Source organism: Pedobacter sp. SG908, assembly GCF_011759615.1.
In the GTDB taxonomy this organism is placed as follows: Bacteria; Bacteroidota; Bacteroidia; order Sphingobacteriales; family Sphingobacteriaceae; genus Pedobacter; species Pedobacter riviphilus.
Window position 1 is genome coordinate 2,791,571 of record NZ_JAAOYY010000001.1, and the last position, 23,803, is coordinate 2,815,373.

Below are 23,803 nucleotides of genomic sequence, written 5' to 3' on the forward strand. Positions count from 1 at the left end.
TTTATATAAAATCAATGAAACGGGAATACATTCTTAATCCCAAAAATGGCTATTAGTAACAGAAAGAATATGCCAATTAGTAAAGGGACTACAATTAATATAATTCTATTAACATTGTTATTTTCTTTATCAAAAAGCATGATGATTGAGAGAAAAAAGATGAAAACACAACTAATGAAAAACGAATATATTAAGGTATTTCTAATCAATGTAATTCGATGATAACCTGGGTTAAACGCGTATCCAATTAGTTTCTCCTTGACGAGATTCAGCACAAATAAAACTACTGTGATAATAAAAATAATATAATATTTCTCAGAAAAAAATTTAAGCATAATTACTGATTTTTATATTTCGGGCTTAATTTTGGAAGACTTTTATAATTCATCATACCCATACCATACTTCCAACGATCTTGGATACTCAATAAATTTCCTTGAAATACTGCACCTGGAATAAATTTAGATAGAAAATAGTTCTTTTTTAAGGAATTTTCTAAGATTGTCAAAGATTTATTAGACAAACTCCAATAGGAATTATTAATCACATTTTGTTCTTTTAATAATTGCTTTCCATCCCACAAACGTGCCGCATCCCCTTTAATAGGATCACCATTATATAAATTTTGTAGCCCTCCCCACACATCATCCATAATTAATTTATTCCCGGACTTAACAAAACTTTTTATTTCATCATTTGAATAGCCAGTAATAGTTGCCCCCATGCCTAACAGATTTTTTAATTTATCCACAGTAGATGCAGCAGCTCCAGCCCATCGAGTTTCAAATCCACGGCTATCTGTTTCTGATTGAAACCATCTATAAAAATCGGCTCTTTGATCAAGATTTTCGTATTCTTTATATCCGTTATTCTTTTGAATATTTGTTTCATTAGCCCTATTCCAAACACCTGTATTATTTTCCCTGTCAGATTTAAGCCAATGCCCATCTTTGCCATCTAATTTCCCATTTGGATTATCTTTCCTATAAGCTTCTTTATCCTCATATTCCTTAAAGAACATTCCGTCTGGATCAATAAAACGAATTGGATTGTTCCTCGCATAATTATACGGCGACCACGCTCTATCTAATTCAGCCATCGGATCTGTCACATTCCACCTGCCAATCACCGGGTCATAGAACCTTGCGCCGTAGTCATACTGTCCTAGCCCATCTTGCAACTCCTTTCCATTGTAAAGGTAATTATTTTTATCTCCAAATAAATATCCTCCGGGTTTTACAAGTCCGAATGCATAATATTCATTTTCTTGTACAACCCTTGCCACATTATTACCCTGATCATCTATAGTTACCCTCACATTGCCTAAGTGATCACTTAAATTATGCTCGTAGCTATAGTTCTGCGTATTTCCAATTCTTACTGCTCTTCCTGTTTCAGTAGTTATGAACTTTATAGTCTCATCCTCATAGTGAATTCCATCCACATAATCTCTGTTTACTCCTCCCATAAAGGATTTCAATTTAGCACCAAGGGCGTCATAAGTATAGTTGGCTGTTGCTGCTCCGGAAATTGACACTGGAAGATTTAAATGATTATAGGTCCAGTTAGCTGTGCCCCCCTTGGTACCATCACTAAGCATATTACCATTAAGATCATAACCATAACTTCCGTTTAGTGCACCATTAACATGGTCCAGGACATTGCTCTGATTCGTGTTTTGATAGGTGTAAATTATAGGATTACCATTACCAGCTCTTTCCAGACTGGTGATATTGCCCATCACGTCATAGGCAATAACCTCGTTCAGTAAGTTTCCGGTACTGTGTACTGCATTAGTAAGCCTGTTAAGTTTATCATACGTATACTTAAAATATTGCGCACCGCTATGGTCGCCGTTGTAACGTTGTGCCGAAATGTTACCATTGTAATTTGCCTGTGGCGCATTGGGTATATCTGTTAAATCAGAAACTGTATACTTAAGTTCTTCTTTAAATTTTCCAGATTCTGCTTTATTTAGCCAGCCACGTTCATTGTAAGTAAATGTTGTACTTTGCAAGAATGAATCGTCAATAATACTAGCCTTAAATACTGATCCTTCTTTGGCAATAAAACCATCGCTTAATGTAATACTTTTACTTGCAGTAACAATTCGGGTTTGCCCGGGTTCTACGGTATCGGCTGCATCAAGAACAACATGCTGTACAAGAGATTGCTGGTTAACATTTTTTCTGTAAATATTCTTTGTTTTCAACTGTCCGATCTCATCATATTCGAGCATATTCAAAACAACTTGTCCTTGCTTGTTTATATTTTGCTTAGTACTGATTTTTCTGCCCATATGATCGTAGGTATAAACATCTTCGATTATTGTGGTTACATTCTTTGCATTATGTGTTCGAGTACTGGAAACAAGTTCACCCGGAAAATTATATTCATTATCGACCTGATCGGTTCCACCTAAATGGTTGGTAGCTTTTGTCTGAATTATACGCCCCTCTATATCATAATAATTTACGGTCAAATCCATGGCGTTAGTGCCTAGATTTTTTACTTTTGATCCTGTCAATAAACTCTTTATACGCTCACCAGAAACCTGATCTCCTGAAGCACCTCCAAAATTATTGTCCGGAAAAGCATAGTCATCATAATAATTTACAGTTAATACATCTAAGCCTGACTGAGGAAAAGAGAGATTATTATAATCTGATCCAGGCTGACGGGTTTCGTATAAAACCGTTTCAGTTAATAAGTCATTTTGAATCTGGCTGGCTGTCCTTACATCAGTATAAAGACCTGTGATTACTATCCTACCAAAAGCATCGTATTTTGTACATAGATATTGGTTTTTATCTTTTTGATTGGCGTCCTGGGTCATCACTAATTGATCTAGTTTATTATACACCAAGTACTCCCAGCCTTTACCTGGTATTTTTTTTTCTATTAAACGCTTTAAGCCATCATAGTGGTAGCCATATATAAAATGATTAAAAACTGGCAATGACTCGTCAAAACTTTCAATCTTATTCTGCCCATTCTCATTTACTGCAGGAGGTAAAACATATCGCAAAGCTCCTAAATCGTCGTAAGCATAATAGGTATCCAAACTGATAGCATTATCTTTCCAGCTACGTTTTAGTACTATCTTACCTTCAAAATCCTTAAATTCCTCGGTTGTATTTTCATGTCCGCTTATCCAATTTTCGTTCTTGATTATCGATTTATATAGTTTACCTGCATCATAAAAAGTTGTCCCAACTGCTCCATTATTATTAACTTGCCAAAAATGAACTTCATTTGTACCATTGGTACCATATTCCATTTTTACGGTATGATTTGCCACAGGTTGCCAATCATCGCCCGGGGCCCCTTGCTGCTCAATCCTATTTAAAGGGCTAGGTTCAAAAACACTTATACTGAACGGACTTGGAGTCGCTTTTATACTTGATGAACTACTTTGATTGGCATAAAAATTTAATTGGGCAGGGAGTGCGTCTGTTCTGAATGCACCGTTATTACTTGTTATACTGTATGGCTGATATTTTATATTTTCCCGCCCAAACCCATCATAAGTTGCAGGTTGCACAAGGTCATTTTTCCCTGGACTCCCCATAACAGATACCATCTGTATCGGTCTGGCCATGCCATCAAAATATTGAACACTTTGGTTTTCGTCTTCAACAGACCTAACGTCACCAATGTTATTTTCGTTTACACCAGCTTTTTTAAAAATTCTGGTCAATAGAAAATTATTCTGTCTACTCACATTTGCAGTAGCTGTGCCTTGTATATTCTGCCTCAAAACCTTGAATTTCATCTCTCCGCTAAAAGTACCGTTATCATATTGTTTTGTGGCTTTTATAATGTGATCACCAGAGCTTAAAGACATTAGATCTAATGTTGTTATTATTGAACCATCCAAACTAAAAATCACGCCACTTACTGGAGTTTTGAGAAAATCAGATAATTGAACACCAGCAGGTACCTGACTCAAATCCTCAAACTTTTCGTCCCCAATAAATTCGGGACACTCTACTTTAATCGTAAAAGTATTATATGGAGTTGCATCATACGGGGTATTGGTATGATTATTTGGTTTACGCCCAGAGAAGGTAACAAACTGATAAACGGGGATCGTCTTGCCATCAAGCGATCGTTTGGGCACAAAGGAAAAAGAGCCATCACCCGCAGTACTATTATTAAAGAAACTATTTCCATAATCCGTAAGGGAATACCATGCGTTTCTATCACTATACCGGCTACCACTACCTTGCACCCTTCTACCCATTGTTTGAAAAATTGCAGTGGGTCCGGCTTCCTGACCTGGAGTGACATACATTACTTTGTTTTGATATGTAGGTATCTCGTCTGAAAAATAAGGACCTAAATCACTACTCAGATAGAATGTGCCGTCTGGAGGTAGCGAAACCTGCCCTTTTGAAAAGAGCGGCATAAAAATTAAGAAAAGAGTACAATACTTTATTATCTTCTTAGCGAATGTCATACAATTAAATTTAAATACGATAAAAAATTATTCTGTTATTACTCTAATACTAAAAGGACGGGTTGGAATACTTAAGCTATTACAATCAACCATCTGTCCGGCATAGTTATAGCAATAACTTTTTATGATATTTCTATGTTGGTCTCTCACATAAGCTAGTCGGTTAAAGCCATCATACTCATAATAAACAGTCATTCCTTTAACATCTGTCATGCTTGCCATTCCTACTAAAGGTTTATGGGTATAGGAAGTAATCTGAGCAGTAGGTATCGCATTTTTTAAAGGAGAAAGAAATGAATCAACCGTCGATTTTTCTGGATTTATCGCATTACTGAATGATAAAATAGCACTATTACCCCCTAATACGGATTTTACAGTAGCAAGATCACTGCCCACAATTTTTGCAATTGGACTCTGAGCGCTATAACTCCATAGGTAAACTTCTCTTAAAGCAGAATTAGCTTCTTGCTTTTCTAATATATTACCAACAACGTCGTAATTATAAAAAGTTGTCTTGGTTTGCGGTGGGCCTGAACCGACTTGCATTTCAATAGTCTTCGGAAAGATTCCGCCAAGATCAAATTGATCATAATTTACACGGTTTAACAAGGTTTGAACATTATCTACACTTGTTATTTCTTCAACAACAGGGGTTATTAAATTTCTACGGACCATTTCTTGATAAACACTTGAAGAAAAGTCATAAGGATATTTATAAGTCGTTTTGGTTATTCCGGCAGTTTTAGAATTTTCGGAGGTTTCTTCAACTATATTATTGTAAGTATCATACTTTAATCGTTTTGTGCTGACTATGGTACCCGATTTTTCGTTTTTAATATTTTTCACCTCTCTTAATAAATCGGCATATCTTTTATACGATATAGCGGAATAGTAAAAATTAGAGGTTGTATTAGACATATATATTGCCCTGTAATCTGGAAAAGAATCTTCGCCATAATCATGTTGGTACTTATAAACAGTTTCTTCTATTGGCAAAACCTGATCATTACTTAAGATTTTTACAGATTTCACCTTTCCTCTCTTAAAAGAATTATCTACAAAGGCATTTTTAATATTATATACATTACCTGAAAAATTTTTATTCTGACTTTCCTGATCACCAAAGCCATTATCAAAATTTGTAAATTCACTAATTGTACTAAGGGAGTTATTATTTTTTTCAATAACTCTTGAATAAGTTACAATACTAGAATTGGTAATATTTGTAGTAAATCCGGAAAGCTTAAAAGAATAATTAACATCTGAATTGACAGGCATTTTATATAGATACTGAGGGGGAGGGGTAGCTAGAACGCCACTAGATAATTGATTTTCTTTAACATAATAATAATTTTTTGAAGATAGTATATGACCATTATCTGTTATTTTAATACTTTTAATCCTAACTCCCCCGCCTGTACTTGGTCCAACAACTGGTTCTAATTGCCTTGAAACATCATTAACCTGTGTATAATAATCATTTGGTTCATATTCAAATGTAGTCTGTGCACCTGCCGCATTCTTAATACTCTCAAGTATTTCAGCTTTACAAAGAATTGGGTCTTGTATTTTATAGTTATTAAAAGATTCCAATACCTGGTCACTGTATGGGCCGTTTGGATAAATGTTAAAAAAGTCAAGCCCATTATAATATCCCCAATGATCAGTTTTTCTGCTACCATAAAGTGGCAACTGAGTCTGATTATAAAAAAACGAATAGGAATCATATGTATTGGTTCCATCAGAAAAATTGATTTTTTTCAGCTGAAGTCTGCTTGTTACTTCTTCTTTATAACCAAAACTTATTTTCCTGATTAGATCATTGTCGTTATAAACACTGATATTATTTAGTTTATACAAATTGTATGATAAGCTCTTACCATAAAGAAATCGATCTTCAGAAAAACCATCAAAAAGCGAAACACCAGTATTCCCCAATAATTGATTTGACAAACTAGTGTTAAATAAGATTTTATAACCATTTGAGCATGTAATTGCCTTTATGATTTTCGTTCTATGAGCAACGTTATAATTTGCAGTATAATAAAACCTATCGTTCTCGTCTGTGGGCCAAGTATTCCTAGCATTTTCATAAACGATACTAAAACTACTACCAAAGGCAGAATTAAATTTTGAAACCTCAAAAATTGAAGAATTATAACTAAAATTTATTTCTTCTTTTGTATTAAGATTCTTGATTTTCGTAATATTCCATAAGGTAGGTACAAGGTCATAGAAATAATATCCATTGGCAGGGCTAGGATAATCGAAATTATATGCATTTGATACCTTTGAAAATTCAAAATCACCGTCAAATGTATATTCAATTCCATTACTACTAGTCAATACTATTTTAGTGATCACTCCTGGGGTTATTAAACCTTCAGTAGAATAATTTTCTTCAATGGAAACTTCTACACTGCAGCTTATATTGTTATTGGAAACGAAAGTCCATTCCCCATTAAAATTTTTATAAAAGACCCCATTTAATTCTCCAATCTGCACCACAAAATCATCTGGAGCTAGGTCAATAACCGAGCTCATGTTGGTTGATGAAAAATCTTGTTTTACATAATCATATTGTGTTTTTATCCATCCAGTTGTATTAGAAGCAGAAACCGCAGCATTAGGATTATAAGACATAATCCTATTGTAAGAATTCCAATCGCCATTATTTAAAAGAGAATAATTATTGATATAACGCTTATTTTGAGAATGTAATGTAGTGGTTAGTAATTTCTCGTAAATTTTTGTAAAATTACCTGAGTCGTAGGGGTTAATAGACCGTGATGTTGTTGTTAGCTCTGAAGTATAAGTTTGTTGCTCATCAGGAGCACCTTTAACAGTCCTGTAAACATAGCCTGGGGTATTTAAACTCCAGCCTAACCCTACCCAAGAAGGCAGATCATTCAATTTCACACCATTGCCAGCCAGATATTTCAATTTTACAGACAAATCCTCTCCGGCAAATTTTAGATTTACCAAATCAACTCCAACATCAAGCTTACCAGTAAAAAGATCTACGTTTTGGCTATATGTGTTGGAAAAGTTAGCCGAAGGGCTTGCCTGCTTTAATGAGTTTTGTCCATAACTCTTTAATAACAAAAAGAGAATACAGATTAGCGTTAAGTTTATTTTCATATTTTAATTTTTCTTTTTTTAATTGTTTTTATCATTTTACTTGGTTTCATAAAAGATTACGCTTTAAATCCACCATATATCGAATCAATAAATTTTCCTCATTTTAAATCTCATCTTTATTAATTTCAAGCACTATTTTTGTATAATTTCTATAATCATCTCATTGAAATATCTGTTGAACACACTTAATAAAAGATTTTCTTTACAGGTAACATAATATATCAATACCTAGAGTATATACTTATACTCTTAGTATCTCTCAAAAATGATGGACTGAATGTCTTTTTAAACCTGTAGTAATTTGGACGGTGATTTGTGAACTGAATTAACCAGATTTGGTTGTGTTGTTACTTTTTGTAAAAGCAAAGGTCGAGCAAGCGCTAATAGTATTTTTTTCATTTTTATTTGTTAATTCAGATAGTAATTCATCTAACTTTTCCAGTTAAATTATATCATCCCGATTGCGAGTCGGCGAAACTAAACTAAAAAAAAGAAATAGTTAAATCTTTTTGACGAACGATGCTTTCCGAGTGATATTCTATACCTTTTTCTTGACGAACGTGATTTTGGCCTTTCATAAAAACGCCAATTACTGCTTCAAAAAAACAAAAAAAAGCCTTAATTCTCCTTCCCCACAAGTTCCAGTTCCAGGCTAAGTTTATCGCTTTTTTCTTCGTTGCCGTTTGCTGTTTTCTTTAGCAGTTTGGCACCGGCAATTTTGCCAATCCCGGGACTTTTGGCTAAAGTATCGAGTAGTTTAACGATATTAAAATAACTGCCCCTGAAAGTAAATTTCTGCGCGACTATACCTCGTGCAATTTCGCTGGTATCTCTTTCGGCAGTGGCGATGTTAGGACTAAAATTGATCTCTACATTTTTGGCAATGGCCATTGCCGATACCGATTGCCATAAGCGGTTTTCACGGTCTTCGTGCCTTACCTTATAACCTTTTAATACAGCCTGGTAAAAAGCATGTTTCCGCTCCAGTTGAGGAAAAGCCGCATCAGATTCCTGTCCGGGTTGTTGTGCTGCTTTTAACTGTCGGTTTAATGCAATTGATGAGATAGCCTTTTCGAAAGAAAAAAGATAGGCCAAGTATACGACGGCGAGCATGAGCAAAACCAATACGATTTTCTTATTTTTCAGGTTTAGTTTGGCGAGCATATCAATATTGGATCAAAAGGTTAAAGGCAAAATTTTCCGATTCTGTATCCTGCTGGTAACGCAAGAGTTTAACTTCTTTTGCCCATTTCTTTTCTTTAAGTAAAAATATCCAGTTGTTCACTGCCGATAAATTGGATGTTTCACCACTGATTTTTATCGAAGCAAGTGCATCTTTATTTTCTGCTGATTCTTTTAAGCGGTCGAATTGTATGTCGTTTAACGTAAGGGCCCGTGGTTTGCTGCTACCGATCTCGTTGAGCAAAAAGGCATAACTATAACCACCATTCCAGCCCAGTTTTTCTAATGATATTTTTTGATTGGCAATTTCTTTCTTCAACAGATCACTTTGATCTGCCGTAGCTGTAATTGCCCCTACCTGCTGATTTAGTTTTGCATTTTCTGCATTGTAATGTGTAAGTGCAAAAAAACTGATTACCAACAATCCTAATAAAACAAATATAAAAATACCAGCTGTTTTTTTGAGTTTCGAAAATTCAAGAAAATCTTCAAAACGGTTATCAACCTGCTCATTTTCAACTTTAACTACAGCAAGTTTGTCATGTAGAAAGAGCTGAAAAGCCAATGCATACGGAACCAAAAGCGTAGATTTAAGTTTGGTATTACCCAATTTCAGGCTCCCTTTATCTTCTGCTCCTTCCCCATACCGGTATGCGATCAGGTTCCCTTCTACCGCGACCTCAAATTGATGTCCATTGGCTGAAAACCCTTCGCCAGCTCCGCTTAATAATTCCCATATCGAAATAACCGGTAATGCACCGAGGCTCAACATATAAACATTTAATCCGGACGATTGCAGTTTAGCAACAATATCGTCGACAAATGTTTGCCTCACAATACTTACCCAGGCCAGATCACCTGAAAAAGCCTCCTGCACATAAAAATCTTTTCGTTCAACGGATGAAAAAGCCGCTCTAAATAAATCTTTTGTATCTGTGCCAGCACCTTTAAGCTGTTTGTGTATAATACCTTTTCCGTTAATTGATAACGCCACCGGGTATTTTCGTGGAATACGTTCCAGTACTTTAACTAAATTGCCTTCTACCGTATGGTAATCTGCCGCATCTATATTATCGCCTTTGCGCGTAACCACCGCATAACCACAGCGGTACGTTTCGTTTTGCAATAGCGTAAGCTCTACACCCAAAATATGTTCAAAAGTTTCGAACATGCCTAATATAAAATTGTAGGTTTAATAAATACCAGTGTTACCACTTTGTTGTTGGATTTTTCCCTGCTGCTGAAGAGCCACTTCAATACCGGAATCCTCGATAGGATTGGTATGCCCGAACCGCTCTCACTACTCTCGGTACGTTCTAAACCACCCAAAACAATCATATCTTCATTTTTTGCCCTGATAATAGAGCTAAACTTACTGGTTGATTTTGGTGGTGGTGCATTTAAAGGCGGGTTGCCTATAAAATCGGAGATGTTTACCTTAATGTTCAGCGTCACCTGGTCGTCGCCCGAAACCACTGGCCTGATATCTATTTCCAGGTTGGCATTCACCTCTGTAAACTGCTCGGTTACAACCGTTTGTGCATTAAGCGAAGGAATTACATTTTGGGTTTTCTGACTATAAAAACGCGAGCTACCGATACTTAAATTAGCCGAGTGCCCATTAAGGGTTGACAATTTCGGTACTGAGCGGATATCGACATTGTTATTGTTTTCTAAAGCACTGAGTTTAACATAAAAATTAGGGGTTACCCTACCGAGATTTACCGAGCCGTTTCTGCCCAGTTTGGAGAGGAAATTATTGATGGAGTTGGCTCCAAAAGTATAATCGATGCCAGGCAATATGGTTCCGCCTGTTTTTACACTATCTGAAACCCCTGCCGAAATACCGGTTTTAACAGATTTACCTTTTCTAACATCTACCAACGTCACTTCTATCAGTACCATAGGCACTACCCGATCAATTTGTTTAATGTAATTCTCGATTTCGTTTACCTGAGGGGAAGATCCTGAAAGCAGCAAGGTATTCTGTTCGCGGAATTCCTTTATCTCTACCCCCCTTTTCCACTCATTTGGAATCATCATCTGGATGGTATCCAAGGAGCGGTGCTGCAGTTGCACAATCCGATTTGCCCGCAGGCCTTCCAATTTACGGTCACCGATGAGGTAAACGCCACCATCCTTTTTAAAAGTATATTCAGTACCCTGAAGTAAAGCGGTAAGAAAAGTATCATAACCGATACCGCTCAGCCTGGTGCTCACTGTACCTTTAATGTCTGAATAAATAAAGTAATTGGCACCCACCTCGCTTGAAGCCGATTTAATCAGGTCTAATATAGGTGTATTTAGGGCATCAACACTTACCGTACGGTTGCCTTGGGCATCTTTTTTGCCGTTTAAGCTAAAGTTAGAGGGACCGCTTTGTGCAGCGCTCTTATTGCCTCGTTTAACAGCGGTTGCATTATCACCGTTTACATAAAGTTCTTCTCCTTCGCCTAAAGCCTGGAAAATAAATACCCCATCATTGGTTTTGTTCATTTTAAGTTCATTGGCATAAGCCAATTTTTCTAAGGCTACCTCGAACGGAGCTGCAGCAATAAAACCACTCACTTTTTTACTCATTAAGGCAACAGGAACCACCACATTTTTTTGCGAAAGCTGGCTGATTTTCTTGGCTACCTGGCTTAAAGTGTCATTATTAAGTTCAAAACCCAGGTATTCGTTTGAAGCATTGTAATTTACGCGAAAATCTTTAGGTACCACCGCTGGTTTTGGGGTTTGCACTTTGGTTACCGACATGATGGAGCCGATGAGGTTAATATCCAGGTCGTATTCTTTGGCAATGAAGAGGATTACGTTCATGGCCGTTTCGTTACGGAAATTGGTATAAACCTTAAAGTTCAGTTGCGGGTCGATATTGATATTGAGGTTATTGGCCTGTGCCAGGGCCCTTAAAAATTCCTGTGCAGAAGCACCAGACATTGACAGTTGAACAGGTTGGGTTAAGCCCGGTACAGTTACCGAAAGGTTTCTGAGGCGTTCTTCGATGGCTTTTAGCCGTTCCTGACTGTTAACCTGGGCTGAGGCGGTTAAAAAGGATAGATTTAAGACGATAAAGGCTAAACCCATCAACATTTTTAGTAGCGTTTTATTCTTCATTTAGATAGCGAGTAACAAGGGGTAAATTTCTTCAATGGAAGTTAATCCATCGGCAAATAAAGTAAAAGCGTTTTTAGATAGTGTACTTATTTTTTTTTCTTCGAGAACAGGTTCAATAGCCATATTCCCTTTCCTGATTTCCTGTGAGAGTGCTGCATCGATCGGGATAACCTCGTAAACAGCTTTACGCCCGCTATAACCGGTATAGTAACAATGTGCGCAACCGGTAGCCACAAAATGGGTGCTTACTGTTTTGGGTGGATTAAACTGCCGTGGGTATCGTCCTGCCTCAAAGGTTTCTTCTTTTTTGCATCTCGGGCAAAGCAGCCTCACCAGACGCTGGGCTACGGTAGTGTTCAGTGTATTGGCCACCAAAAAGCCAGGTATACCCATATCCATTAAGCGCGATACGGTGCCCCAGGCCGAGTTGGTGTGAATGGTAGACAATACCAGGTGGCCCGTAAGTGCCGCCCTGATGGCCATATTGGCCGTTTCGGGATCACGAATCTCACCAACCATAATCACATCAGGATCTTGCCTTAAAAAGGTACGCAAGGTAGCGGCAAAACCCAGTCCAATATTTTCTCTTAACTGAACCTGGTTTACCCCTTCGAGCGTATACTCAATCGGGTCTTCGATGGTGAGAATATTGCGGGTACTTTTATTTAAAAGTTTTAATGTAGCATATAATGTGGTGGTTTTACCCGATCCGGTTGGCCCGCTAATTAAAATAATACCATTGGGCCGCTGTACACCTTCCATATAATGTTGCATATCCTGTTCAGATAAGCCCAGGGTATTGAGATCGATATCGGTACTGCTGTTGTTTAATAACCTCAGTACAATTTTTTCGCCGTAAAGCGTTGGCAATACCGATACCCTGATATCAAAAGAAGTAAAACGTGCAGAGCTGAACTGGATCCTTCCATCCTGAGGCAAACGTTTTTCGGCAATATCCAGGTTGGCCATGATCTTGATTTTATTGATCAGTGCGGGATAATCTTTCTTTTCGATCTGATAACGTTCAATCATCATCCCATCTATCCTTACCCTAACGCGGGCACGTTTTTCGAAGGTTTCGATATGGATATCACTACTTTTTAAACGCCTGGCTTCTTCAATCAACACATTTAAAAAATCATCGTTGGCCGAGATTATTGAAACTTCTTTATCATCACTTTCGGCCGCTACATCGCCCAGGTAATATTTGGATAGCAACCTGCTGATTTCCTGCTGATCGAGCGGTAACAAGGAGACATTACAGCCTAGCATAACCTGCAATTCATCGGTAAGCTGATCCTGATTGCCGAGGCCATCCCAGCACAATACCAAACTACCATTTACTCCGCGTTCTTTCGGAAATACACGGTACTCCATCGCAAATTCTTTGGATATCAATCCCAGTATTTCAGCTTTAACTTCCATAACCGAGCAAATTTATAAGGTTATCATCAGCAAGCAGATTGATATGCGGTGTAAACCAACCGGCAACCATCAGTATCATAAACAGCAAAGCCTGGTAACCTGCCAACGGTATTTTTTTTCCATGTGTTTTACCATGATAACCAAAAATCGCTGTAAGCAGGATAATGAGCATCAGACTTAAAAGATAAAAAAGTACATAGTTTAAAAAGGAAAAACCAAAACACAGTACCACCAGAAATAACAAATCTCCCAAACCGAAAAATCCATCGAATATGCTGGTCAGTTTTTTTTGTTTGACAGAAATATAGCCCGTTAACACCACAAATTGCAAAGCTAAAAACAGTCCGCTTTTAACCGCCTGCGAAACTGTGGCGGTAAAACCCAGTACCCTTACGGTAGCTGCTGCCATAAGCAGTAAAAGTACCGGAAACATCCACCAATAAATTCCACGGTATTTAAAATCCTGATAAACCATACCCGCTAACACCATAAAAATCCCCCCCTGCAACAAAAACATCAATCAGCAACTATCTCTTTTAAGTTTTTATCCTGGTCTATCTGCCAAACATTATAGGTTCCATCGCCATCAAAATCGGCAACGGCTGTAGCTTTGGCAGTAAAAGTATTATTGGTTGCCGCTGTAATTTCGATTTTATAGTTGGCTTTGCCATCTTTTGCATCCGAAGTTAACTTTTCCTGGATAAACCCGATTTCCAACAAATCTGCCGAATATTTGGAATGTTCGTAAAAGTAACTCTGTTCCAGCTTGGCTACATGCTCTAACTGCATTTTGGCCTCTGTAGTTTTGGCTTTGGTAATGAGCGGCATCAGATTGGGCAATGCCAGCAAAATCAATATGCCGATAATAGCCAATACAATCAGAATTTCGGTTAGGGTATAAGCATTAAACTTTTTAGACGTGTTTATTTTCATTTTGCGCTAATTTCTTTGACCTACTTCGTTTTAATAAGACGAGCCTGTAAATTGCAAAGAAATAAATAATTTTCCCAATATTTTTGACAAACAATGCAAATTGAGTGATTTTCTTGGGTTTTGGAGTAAAAAATTAATCCGTAGTTTTCTTATGCTTAATCTTCGTGTTATATTGATTTATCAATGCGTGTGTTTAGAGGCTTTATAATAAGTAAGATTGTCAATCCTGAGGGATAATTTATTTTATAAAAATCACTATAAATGACGTACCTGATTTCTTATGCCATACCGCTCAGTCTTGCCTCGGCTCGCCGCCGCCGAAGGGCTCTTACTTTTTGGCATCAAAAACTAACAAAACCGAGGCATTGCCGAGCTCATTAATACAGCTAAAAACAGAAGACAACCATTAATAAAATGCCGACTGAAAATTTATTCATTTTTCGATATGGTTTTCATCGGTATTCATGAGGACTTCTCCGTTTTCTTTTGAAGCCACTGTTATGGCTAGAGCTGTGCAGCCCGAAAAATTTATTAGGCCGGTTTTAAGTAGAACGGTGATACGGTGCTATGGCCTAGCTATACCGAAATGCATGATGCCAAAATCTACTCATTAACGGGCAATTATAAAATAACGTCAATTAGGTTGTCCAAAGGCCATGTTTTAAATGCGTTTCGACAGGCTCAACGTGACAGACTATAATAAATTATTTTGATTATCAGTCCTTTACTCGCGTTTCAACATTAATGAATCCGTAGTCTCCTTACCTCAATCCAAGGGCTCAAGACTACGGAAAGATGGGGGCTAATCCCTTTTGTATTCTTAATAAATTGGATTCAGAATAAGTACTGCCATTAAACAAAGCTTCATTTTTCCAAAATCTCTGTCTTACCGTACTCCACGCAGGTACATTACCATTTGCTTATATACTGGTATTAGCGTCTCGTTAAGACCAGATGGGGGATTACTCAATTCGCCAAACTACATTCTAGGATCTACAAGGCAATCAAAGCCAGATTGCTTAAATTCGAGATCCTAAAGAAATCAAAGCCCGGCAATTTTAAACTGCCGAGCTTATAATTTTCTATTTGGTACCAGCTGCAGGCTCGCACCAACGAACCGACTAAACATGCGATGCAACAGTGGCGGCATTATTCTCAATTCATGAACATGCAACACAAGTGCACCAACAAATGAGTGCCAGCTTAGGACCACAAATTTTTATAAAGTTGATAAATGAGCAAGAGTATACCAGCGATAATAAAAAAAAACCAATACTTTTTATACGATGACCATCCATCGTTTACCGAAAACCTAAGCATTATCCCTAGAAAAAAAAGTAAAAGAGGTGTTAGAAATCTAATAAAAATCTCAAAATCCATAAATAAAAACTATAAATTAAATAAAAACTTAAAAAAATAAACAATTCCTATACAAGCAAACAAAAAGATTAACAACCAATTTCTATAAATGGCATTTCCTTTATCAAAGGAACCTAAATCTCCATTTTTTTTCTTTTGAGATATCCATCGCTTATTTTGAATATATAAACCAACTGAAGTTATTAAACTCAAGCTACTATATAGTAAGAAATTCCAATTCATTTATTTTAGTCCTTATCTTTGTTTGTTAAAATCTTCGTGCTTTCTACTGCACTTTTTGTTGTTTCCTTAGCATTTTTAACAGCTTCTCTGACTGGCTTGCTCATTTTAGGCGTGGGACCAGGCAATACAGCATCTAGGGTAGAATCGATTATCTTATCTTTTATCTGATCTCCTACGCCATCAACGCCTTTTTGTGTATCACCAGATACGAAATTTGTAAAAATCTCAATTCCATCTGCTATTGTACTTAAAGCTGCGCCACCTCCGGCCATTGCTAATCCAGGAGCAGCCCCCACTCCTGCTACTGGTGCACCAGCTACTGCTGCTACAGTACCTGAGACGACAGCTGTTTCACCTACTTTTTTTAAAGTTTTAGCTGTATTTAAAAGTTCTGTTTTATTTTCTTTGGTCCAATTTTTTACTGCTTTTGATGCATTATCGATAGTGCTTTTTGTCGTAGCCACCGTTTTGTTATAAGTAGACTGAACTTTAGTAACAGTATTATTAAATAGAGATTGCACACGACTCCAAGGATTTGGCCAAGGCCACATCCCGTCAGGATCAATAAATCTAATCGGATTATTAAATGTATAAGTATATGGTGACCATCGCCTTCCAAGTTCTGCCTTAGGATCAGTGACATTCCATCTACCAATTACAGGATCATAGAACCTTGCACCGTAATCATATTGTCCTAACTCTTCCTGCAACTCCTTGCCATTGTAAAGATACTTATTCGTGTTCGAATTTGGAACGCCCATTTTTCTTAAACCAAAGGCATAGTAGTCATCGCGCTGCAATACTTCCAGCTGGTTGGTAGTCGGGTTTTGGTAAAAGGCAACCCGAACATTGCCCAAATGATCAGACAGGTTATATTCGTAACTGTAACTGCTGCCGCTCTTACGGGCTAAGCCCTCCTCTGTTTGGATGAAATCGATGCTGTTATTCGTATACTGGATACCATCAATATAATCAGTAGTGGTACCTCCTGCCTGTTTTTGTAATTTTTCACCAGCAGCATTGTAGGTATAGGTTAAGTTCTGGCTTCCACTTACCGTTTGCGGCAGGTTAAGGAAGTTGTATCCTAGAGTGATGTTCTTCTGACTATCACTAGTGAGATTGCCATTGGCATCGTATCCATAACTGCTGGTGGTAAAACCATTGATAGCTGTTAACTTGTTGCCATTATAACCAGTGTAGTTGTTCGTACCAAAATTATCCCGGCTTAAACTGGTAATATTGCCCATTACATCGTAACTAATGGCCTCGCCCAGGTTGTTGCCTGCTGTTGCATTAGTTAAGCGGTTCAACCTGTCGTAAGTATAATTGAAGGTATTGGCTGTACCGTTGGTATAACCCTGGCCCGAGATATTGCCATTGAACTGTGGCAAGGTACCATCGTTATATTTCAGTTCCATACTGAACTGATCGGAGGTACTGTTCTTCATCCAGCCACGTTCGTTGTAGGCAAAAGTAGTGGCCTGGCTGTCGTTGTGCAGGTTCTTTTTACTCAACTGCCCAATTTCATTGTACTCCAGGTGGCTTAGTGCGATTTCGCCTTTATCGTTGATGTTCTCGAAAGTGGCGATCTTGCGGCCGGCATGGTCATATTCATAGCGATTGGCAATGGTTGTAACTGCCCCACCTACTGTGTGGGTACGTGTGCTCGCTTTCAGGCTGCCATCAAAGTTCCAGGTATTGTCTACCATATCGGTACCGTTTAGGTGGTTGCTGCTCTTGCTCTGTACCACACGCCCTTCCAGGTCGTAGTAGTTTACCGTAAGCAGCATCGTTCCGGTACCCAGGTTCTTTACCTTGGTACCCGTAAGCAGGCTTTTGGTCCGTGCCGCAGGCGCCTGGTTGCCTGAAGGCTGGCCAAAAGTGTTACCTACAAAATCATAATCGTCGTAGTAGTTCAGTACATAGTAATCCCCGATACTGCCCTGTGGAATGGCATCATTGCTGTAACCAATCTGCGTATTTGATGCATCAGGTTTTTCATAAGCAGCAGTTCCGTTTGCGATATCCTGAAAAGAAACCCTATAATTGGTGCCCGACTGCCCGTTATGAAGATCATCAATATAGCGCCCGTTAATCACTACCCTGCCAAAGGCATCATATTTAGTAAAATTCCATTCCTGAGGGCTCTTGTTACGCTGATTGGCATCCTGACTCATCACCACCTGGTCGAGTTTGTTGTACACCATAAACTCCCAGCCCTTGCCCGGGATCTTTTTCTCTACCAGCCTTTTGCGGCCATCGTAATGGTAACCGTAGATAAACTGGTCGAAAACCGTTTGGCTTTCATCAAAATTGCTGATCGGCGCAGACAGTCTGTCTGTAAACTCGTTTACCGCCGGTGGCAGCACATAACGCAGGTTGCCCAGGTCATCGTACACATAATAGGTATTCAGGCTTTTGGCATCCGTTTCCCATACCCGTTTCAGTACCACACGCCCTTCAAAATCCTTAAATTCTTCGGTGGTTCCGGCCTTTAGATCTGCTTCTTTCCAGTTCTCATCCTTAATGATGGTTTTGTAGAGTTTGCCCGGGAGGTAAACACTAGCTGTTGCACCGTTATCCGTACCATTGATCGTCCATAGTTTTACCTCATCCTGCACATTAGTGCCGTAAACGGTTTTAAGGGTATGGCCAGAACTGATCTGCCAATCTGCACCCGGAGCGCCCTGCTGCTGTACACGGTTTAAAGGCGAGGCCTCGAAAACCGTTTCAGCAAAAGGATAGGCCGTTGCCTTTACCCCTGCTGTCGGGCTGTTATAAAAGGCAAGCTGATCGGCCAGCGCCCCTGAACGGTAAGTACCAGTGGTACCGCTCTGCGCAGCATAAGGCTGGTATTTAAATTGCTCGCGGCCAAAGGCATCATAGGCCACAGGTTGTACAATATCTTTAAAACCCGGGCTGCCCTGTACCTGCACGGTCTGTAAAGGCCTGCCCAAACCATCAAAATACTGGATGCTCTGGTTTTCCTCGCAGACATTGCGGCCGTTGCCCAACGTGGCATCGGTAACTGGCTGTTTAAAAGTACGGGTAAGGATATAGTTCTGGTTGGTACTGGGGGTTGAAGATAGCGGCTGGCAGTTGAGATAGCTTAGTCCAGTAGTAAAAACGTGCACAGGCCCCATGGTATGAAAACCGTCGGTTAGCGTTACACTTGATGGTGCACTGATCTCGCTTTCGCCATTATAAACCGATACCACTTTCTGGGCAGAAGAGCGGCCCGCAAGCAGCAATAGCGCTGCCGCAGCGTAAAAATATTTTAGATGTTGTTTTTTCATGGAGCGTCTTAGTTTTTATAGTGGTAATCGGTCTGTTTTAAAATGTTGCCGTTCTGGTCTTTAATGGTTTTCAAGCGCTGAAAGGCATCGTATTCATAATAAGTGGTCATGCCTTTGGCATCTGTAATACTTAAAGGTCCGGCTAGTGTATTGTATTTAAACTTATTTAAATGTCCATTACTTAGCGGGGCCAAGAAATTATCAATCTGGATGGGCGTTGGGTCTTTAATGTTGCGAAACGCCTCAACATCGCCAAGTTGCGCAACTACTAGCGTATAATCGGGCGAATCTTCCAGTGTAGCGATCAATTTATCTCCGCCATATCCCCAAATGTAAGTGGTTTTCGATCCATTTTCTTTTTGCACTGAAACAGGGGCACCGTGGCTATCATAGGCCAGATAACGTAATCTTATATCAGGATCATTGTTATAAGTTTGGGTAATCACCTTTTCAGGGGCATATAAAGTACCCGACCAGTTTTTATAAGTGGTTTTGGTCATTAAAATCTGGATATTATTCCTGTAATGAATTTCTTTAATTACTGGATTTATCATGTTCAGATTTAACATTTCGGTATGCAGGGATGCATCCTCATTTGCATCAACCATTTCCTTAGGATGAATAAAAATAGTTTTCAGTTCTTTATCTTCGCTGTCGTTTATCCGTTCATCAAGGGCATAGAAATTATTAAGATCATAATTGTATTTAGTAGTGCGTGTTGTTGCGGGTTGTCCATCTACATAGTCAATTACTGTTGATTGACTAAGCTCAGCTCTTCCTGCAACCGGGGTAAAACTCTTTACCTTAAACCAACCAGGATACGCCGATGGATTAATTTGAATTAATGCAGGATCAGTTAAAAAAGAAGCTGGAGAAAAACTGATGGATTTAAAATTTTCAACCCTCGACTGGTCAGTTGAATAACCATCAGTAAAGTTAAAGTACTGGTTTTCGGTCTTCTTTAATATCGTATTACCAGCATCATACACCTCCTCCGTAAGCAATTGCCCGTAATTCCATGGTGAAAATTGAGCCGGTATGGTTGGAAATTCGTCTGAAATAAAAGGTGGGTTATCAGCAAATGAAGTAAAAGTTCTAACTATTTTACCGTTAAAAACACCGCTTTGTCCGGTTTTTTCGATTACTCTCTTATAGGTTACCGGGTTTCCATTTACTAAGGGGATTTCATTTGCTGTAGATGATGAACGAATCACATAATCAGCATGCGGATTAAACCCATAAGCAGCTCCACCGTCATCACCATCATGTATTGTTCTAAAATCATATTTTACAAATTTTGAATAAACTGGGTGATAGCCCAGCGATCCTGAAGAAGTTAATCCATCGGCAAGTACATATTCATACTCTTTCGAACTAGCTACTGCACCACTAGCCGTATAATCCGTAATTTTCTTTGCTCTCAAGCCTCCTACATAAATCTGGTTAGTACCTAAAGTCACCGGAGTGGCAGTTCCCTCGGGATTTTGCTCCCTTCTTGATAATGAAGCATAACCATAATAGATATCGCTACCAGTATAATCAATTAAAAAGGCTCTTACAAAAAAACTATCGCCATGCTGCATGTTAGGAATTGTAAAATTTTTACTAATATCTGCCGAACTTGACGTACTCAAACTCATTATTTGCGTGGAATACAATTGTGAGGTGCCGGTTTTGTAAAGTTCAATTTTTAATGAGCAGCTTGCGCAATCCATAGCTATCGGCGACGCTGACAGAGTGAACTGTACGTTAGTGTTGCTGGCGCCAGCATAGGTAAATGAAGGATTATCGCTACCTGCTGTAGAACTATTGAACGAAATTCCATTTTGAAAGTCGGAATACGGGTTTGGTATTTGTGTAACTATTGCCCGGTTTAACCAGCTATCTACCGCTTTGTTTGCTTCCATCTCAAATTCGGTATAACCTCCTGTTGGATAGGTGATGCGGGTAAGACTTCCGGCCAATACAAGGCTAGGATCGGTATCTCTGTTCCCACCTAAAAATTCGCGGTACGGTGAATAAGGCCCGTTATTGGCACCTACAAGCAAAAATTCGTGCTGAACTAAACTACCTGATGGATTTCCATTAGCAAAACCCCAATGATCTTTTTTTGAGCCAAACCTGGGTGGTAGTGGCGTGGTAGAATAGGTAAATACATATGGGTTTAAAATCTGTTGTTCTGAGCTACCAAATTGTTGTACTGAAAGTAATGTTAAGCGGCCTGCTAACGAATAATCGGTATTAAGCAAATAACCAAAGCTTTGGCTGCCATTATCAATAATTATTTTTTCGAGGGCTTTATCTGTACTTAAAGGCGTTAAATCTGAACGGTTAGTTTGTTTGTATTGGAAAGTTACCGACCGGTTATCGTTAAAGATAATTTTGGTGATCCTTTTTCCAGAAACGCTCTGTGCACTATTGCCGCCTAAATCAGCAGGTTGAGAAACTCCGTCAAGTGTTAGTGGAATCGCTGTATCTTGACTCATTCCGGTTTGAACAACTGCCAGATAATAATCTTCGTATTGAAAAATAATCTGGTCATTTCCTGAAGGGTTAATTACTTTACTCAAGTACCATGATGAGCTATGAGGCGGTGGTAGACCTGCTGTTGAAGTGGTTGTTACTTCATAATCTGCAAACTCATATTTATATCCCATTTCATCGGTAATGATAAATTTGGTTATTCTGGCGCTATAAGAAGCAGGATCGGTAATTACCTTTTCAATTTTAAGTTTGGAGCGATCAAGCATTAAAATATCGTTGTTTTTGCCCAATACAAAACGACCACTTCTTCCATTGAAATTAAAGTTAAAAATATCGTTCTGCGAGTCTGCTTTTCCGGCATACATTTGATTCAGGATTCGATCAGGGCCTGCATAATTAGTTGGGCCATTACCAGTATATTCGTCTGGTACGGGTTTATATAGAAAACCTTCGGTTGGGTACTCATCGTAAATGCCCCTCATGGTTCTTGATATTACCCCACCGGCATTTAGTGCCCAGCCCAAACCTACATTAGAAGCCTGTTGATCGACCTGGATCCCCCCTGCATGATAGGCAAGTGAGATATTCACTGATCTACCAAAGTTTTTCCCCTCCCACGTGTAGATAGGCACTTCAACTGAAGGGATGCCCGTTGATAAGCCTACGGGTACACTTCCAAATTTGCCGATTGAAGCCGCATTTGGGGATGGGGGAATTACATTATTAAAACTCGGATTGAGAGTTAAAGGTGTTTGTCCAAAGGCTGAGCCTAAAAACATGCAACCGATAAACGCTGCTTTAAAAAATTTCATATAATAATTGGTAAGATGGTTTAAAAAATGATAGTATTTAATTTAAAGACTAGACTTAGTCATAATTGCATTCGCCTTTCTGGTTTAGCAAAAAAATGGCATGGTAAATCGGACAGTTAAATACCCGTTTTTGAAATATCCAATTTAAACGTTTTAGTTGATTCAAATTATAATAATGCATTAATATTAATATAGATTATTTAAAGGTTTAAAAACTACTGCTCATCTGGAACATCGGCAGGTACATCGCAATCAAAATCACGCCTACCACCAGCCCCAAAAAGATAATGATTAAGGGTTCCAATAAGCCGCTGATGGCATTGGTTTTGTATTCTACCTCTTCGGTATATTGTTCGGCCAGTTGTTCAAAAAAGTATTCGAGGCGGTTTACTTCTTCGGCTATTTTGATCATCTGGATAAATTTTGCCGGGTAAAAATCATATTTGGAGAGTGCTGATGAAAGGCTGCTTCCTAAAAGGATATCTTTTTCTGCCAGACGGAGTGAATTTTCTACAGGGTAAAAGGTAATCATCTGCCTTACCAGTTCGAGTGCCTGCAGCAAAGGGGTATTGGTTTCGGTAAGCAGGCGCATGGTATTGGCAAAACGGGCCAGGTAAACTTTACGCGTAATCTCGCCCACAATAGGAATGCGAAGTAAAAGCAAGGCGACTCCTTTTTTGAACCAGAATTTATTGCGGTTAATAAAATAAAGGATGACGATTGCAACTAAAACAACCAGCATGAGATAGATATACCGATCGAACCAATCAGAAAAACTCACGATAAGCGAAGTGATGTAGGGCAGTTTGCCACCAAAACGCTTAAACACATCGGCAAACATGGGTACCACAAACTTGATCATGAAAAATACCGCTGCAAAAGAGGTAAACAGTACAAGCAACGGATAGGTAATGGCACCGATAATTTTACGCTGCTGACTGATCTTCGATTTATAATATTTGGCCAGTTCGCCCAGCACCTCGCCCAGTTTACCGGTTTCTTCTCCTATTTTTACACTGTAATATTCATAGGGACTGAATTTCGATTCGGCCTGCATGGTTTCTGATAGCGATTTACCGGCTATTACCTGTTTCTGTACGGATGAAAAAAGTTCTACATCCTTTTTTTGCGTATAAGAACCCGCAGTAAGTTCAAGAGCAGAGCGGATATCGATACCCGAGCGGATCAATGTGCCAAGCTCATTGTAAAAGCCTTCTTTTTTCTTATCTGATAATTTACCCTTCCCGAAAGAAATGTCTTTGCTCAAAAAATCAACAAGGCCTGCTTTCTCCTTCTCTTTGAGCGGATTTTTCTTTTTCTGGATTTTTGAAATATCTATTGACGGCATG

11 protein-coding genes are annotated in these 23,803 nt (G+C 38.7%); all 11 read right to left on the reverse strand.

Annotated elements, in window-relative coordinates; genetic code table 11:
* Nucleotides 1–337 precede the first annotated feature (337 nt).
* The 11 genes from FHT21_RS24955 to FHT21_RS11400 all read right to left on the reverse strand — a co-directional run bounded on the left by FHT21_RS24955 (nucleotide 338) and on the right by FHT21_RS11400 (nucleotide 23,802).
* On the reverse strand, nucleotides 338–4,411 hold the full coding sequence (locus FHT21_RS24955; protein WP_243853972.1) for a DUF6443 domain-containing protein: 4,074 nt from the start codon (nucleotides 4,409–4,411) through the stop codon (nucleotides 338–340).
* Between the two features lie 78 nt (nucleotides 4,412–4,489).
* A complete protein-coding gene (locus FHT21_RS11355; RefSeq protein WP_167294776.1) occupies nucleotides 4,490–7,603 on the reverse strand; it encodes a hypothetical protein in 3,114 nt (1,037 codons plus the stop codon).
* 618 nt (nucleotides 7,604–8,221) lie between these two features.
* On the reverse strand, nucleotides 8,222–8,767 hold the full coding sequence (locus FHT21_RS11360) for a hypothetical protein (protein WP_167294777.1): 546 nt from the start codon (nucleotides 8,765–8,767) through the stop codon (nucleotides 8,222–8,224).
* A gap of 1 nt (nucleotide 8,768) precedes the next feature.
* Nucleotides 8,769–9,956 carry a hypothetical protein gene (locus FHT21_RS11365; protein WP_167294778.1) on the reverse strand — a complete coding sequence of 396 codons (1,188 nt, stop codon included), beginning with the start codon at nucleotides 9,954–9,956 and terminating at the stop codon, nucleotides 8,769–8,771.
* Between the two features lie 2 nt (nucleotides 9,957–9,958).
* Nucleotides 9,959–11,902: a type II and III secretion system protein gene (locus tag FHT21_RS11370; protein ID WP_167294779.1), complete on the reverse strand. Its 1,944-nt coding sequence runs from the start codon at nucleotides 11,900–11,902 to the stop codon at nucleotides 9,959–9,961.
* Entirely contained in the window at nucleotides 11,903–13,327 is a 1,425-nt protein-coding gene (locus tag FHT21_RS11375; protein ID WP_167294780.1) for a GspE/PulE family protein, read from the reverse strand.
* Nucleotides 13,317–13,847 (reverse strand): hypothetical protein, encoded by a 531-nt coding sequence (locus tag FHT21_RS11380; RefSeq protein ID WP_167294781.1) that lies wholly within the window; start codon nucleotides 13,845–13,847, stop codon nucleotides 13,317–13,319. Before FHT21_RS11380 ends, FHT21_RS11375 begins: the two co-directional genes overlap by 11 nt.
* Nucleotides 13,844–14,260: a type IV pilin protein gene (locus FHT21_RS11385; protein ID WP_167294782.1), complete on the reverse strand. Its 417-nt coding sequence runs from the start codon at nucleotides 14,258–14,260 to the stop codon at nucleotides 13,844–13,846. Before FHT21_RS11385 ends, FHT21_RS11380 begins: the two co-directional genes overlap by 4 nt.
* A 1,607-nt stretch (nucleotides 14,261–15,867) precedes the next feature.
* Nucleotides 15,868–19,158: a DUF6443 domain-containing protein gene (locus tag FHT21_RS11390; protein ID WP_167294783.1), complete on the reverse strand. Its 3,291-nt coding sequence runs from the start codon at nucleotides 19,156–19,158 to the stop codon at nucleotides 15,868–15,870.
* Between the two features lie 8 nt (nucleotides 19,159–19,166).
* The gene (locus FHT21_RS11395; RefSeq protein WP_167294784.1) at nucleotides 19,167–22,454 is read right to left on the reverse strand and encodes a hypothetical protein; all 3,288 of its coding nucleotides are present in this window, start codon (nucleotides 22,452–22,454) and stop codon (nucleotides 19,167–19,169) included.
* Between the two features lie 208 nt (nucleotides 22,455–22,662).
* On the reverse strand, nucleotides 22,663–23,802 hold the full coding sequence (locus FHT21_RS11400; RefSeq protein WP_167294785.1) for a type II secretion system F family protein: 1,140 nt from the start codon (nucleotides 23,800–23,802) through the stop codon (nucleotides 22,663–22,665).
* Between the last annotated feature and the right edge of the window lies 1 nt (nucleotide 23,803).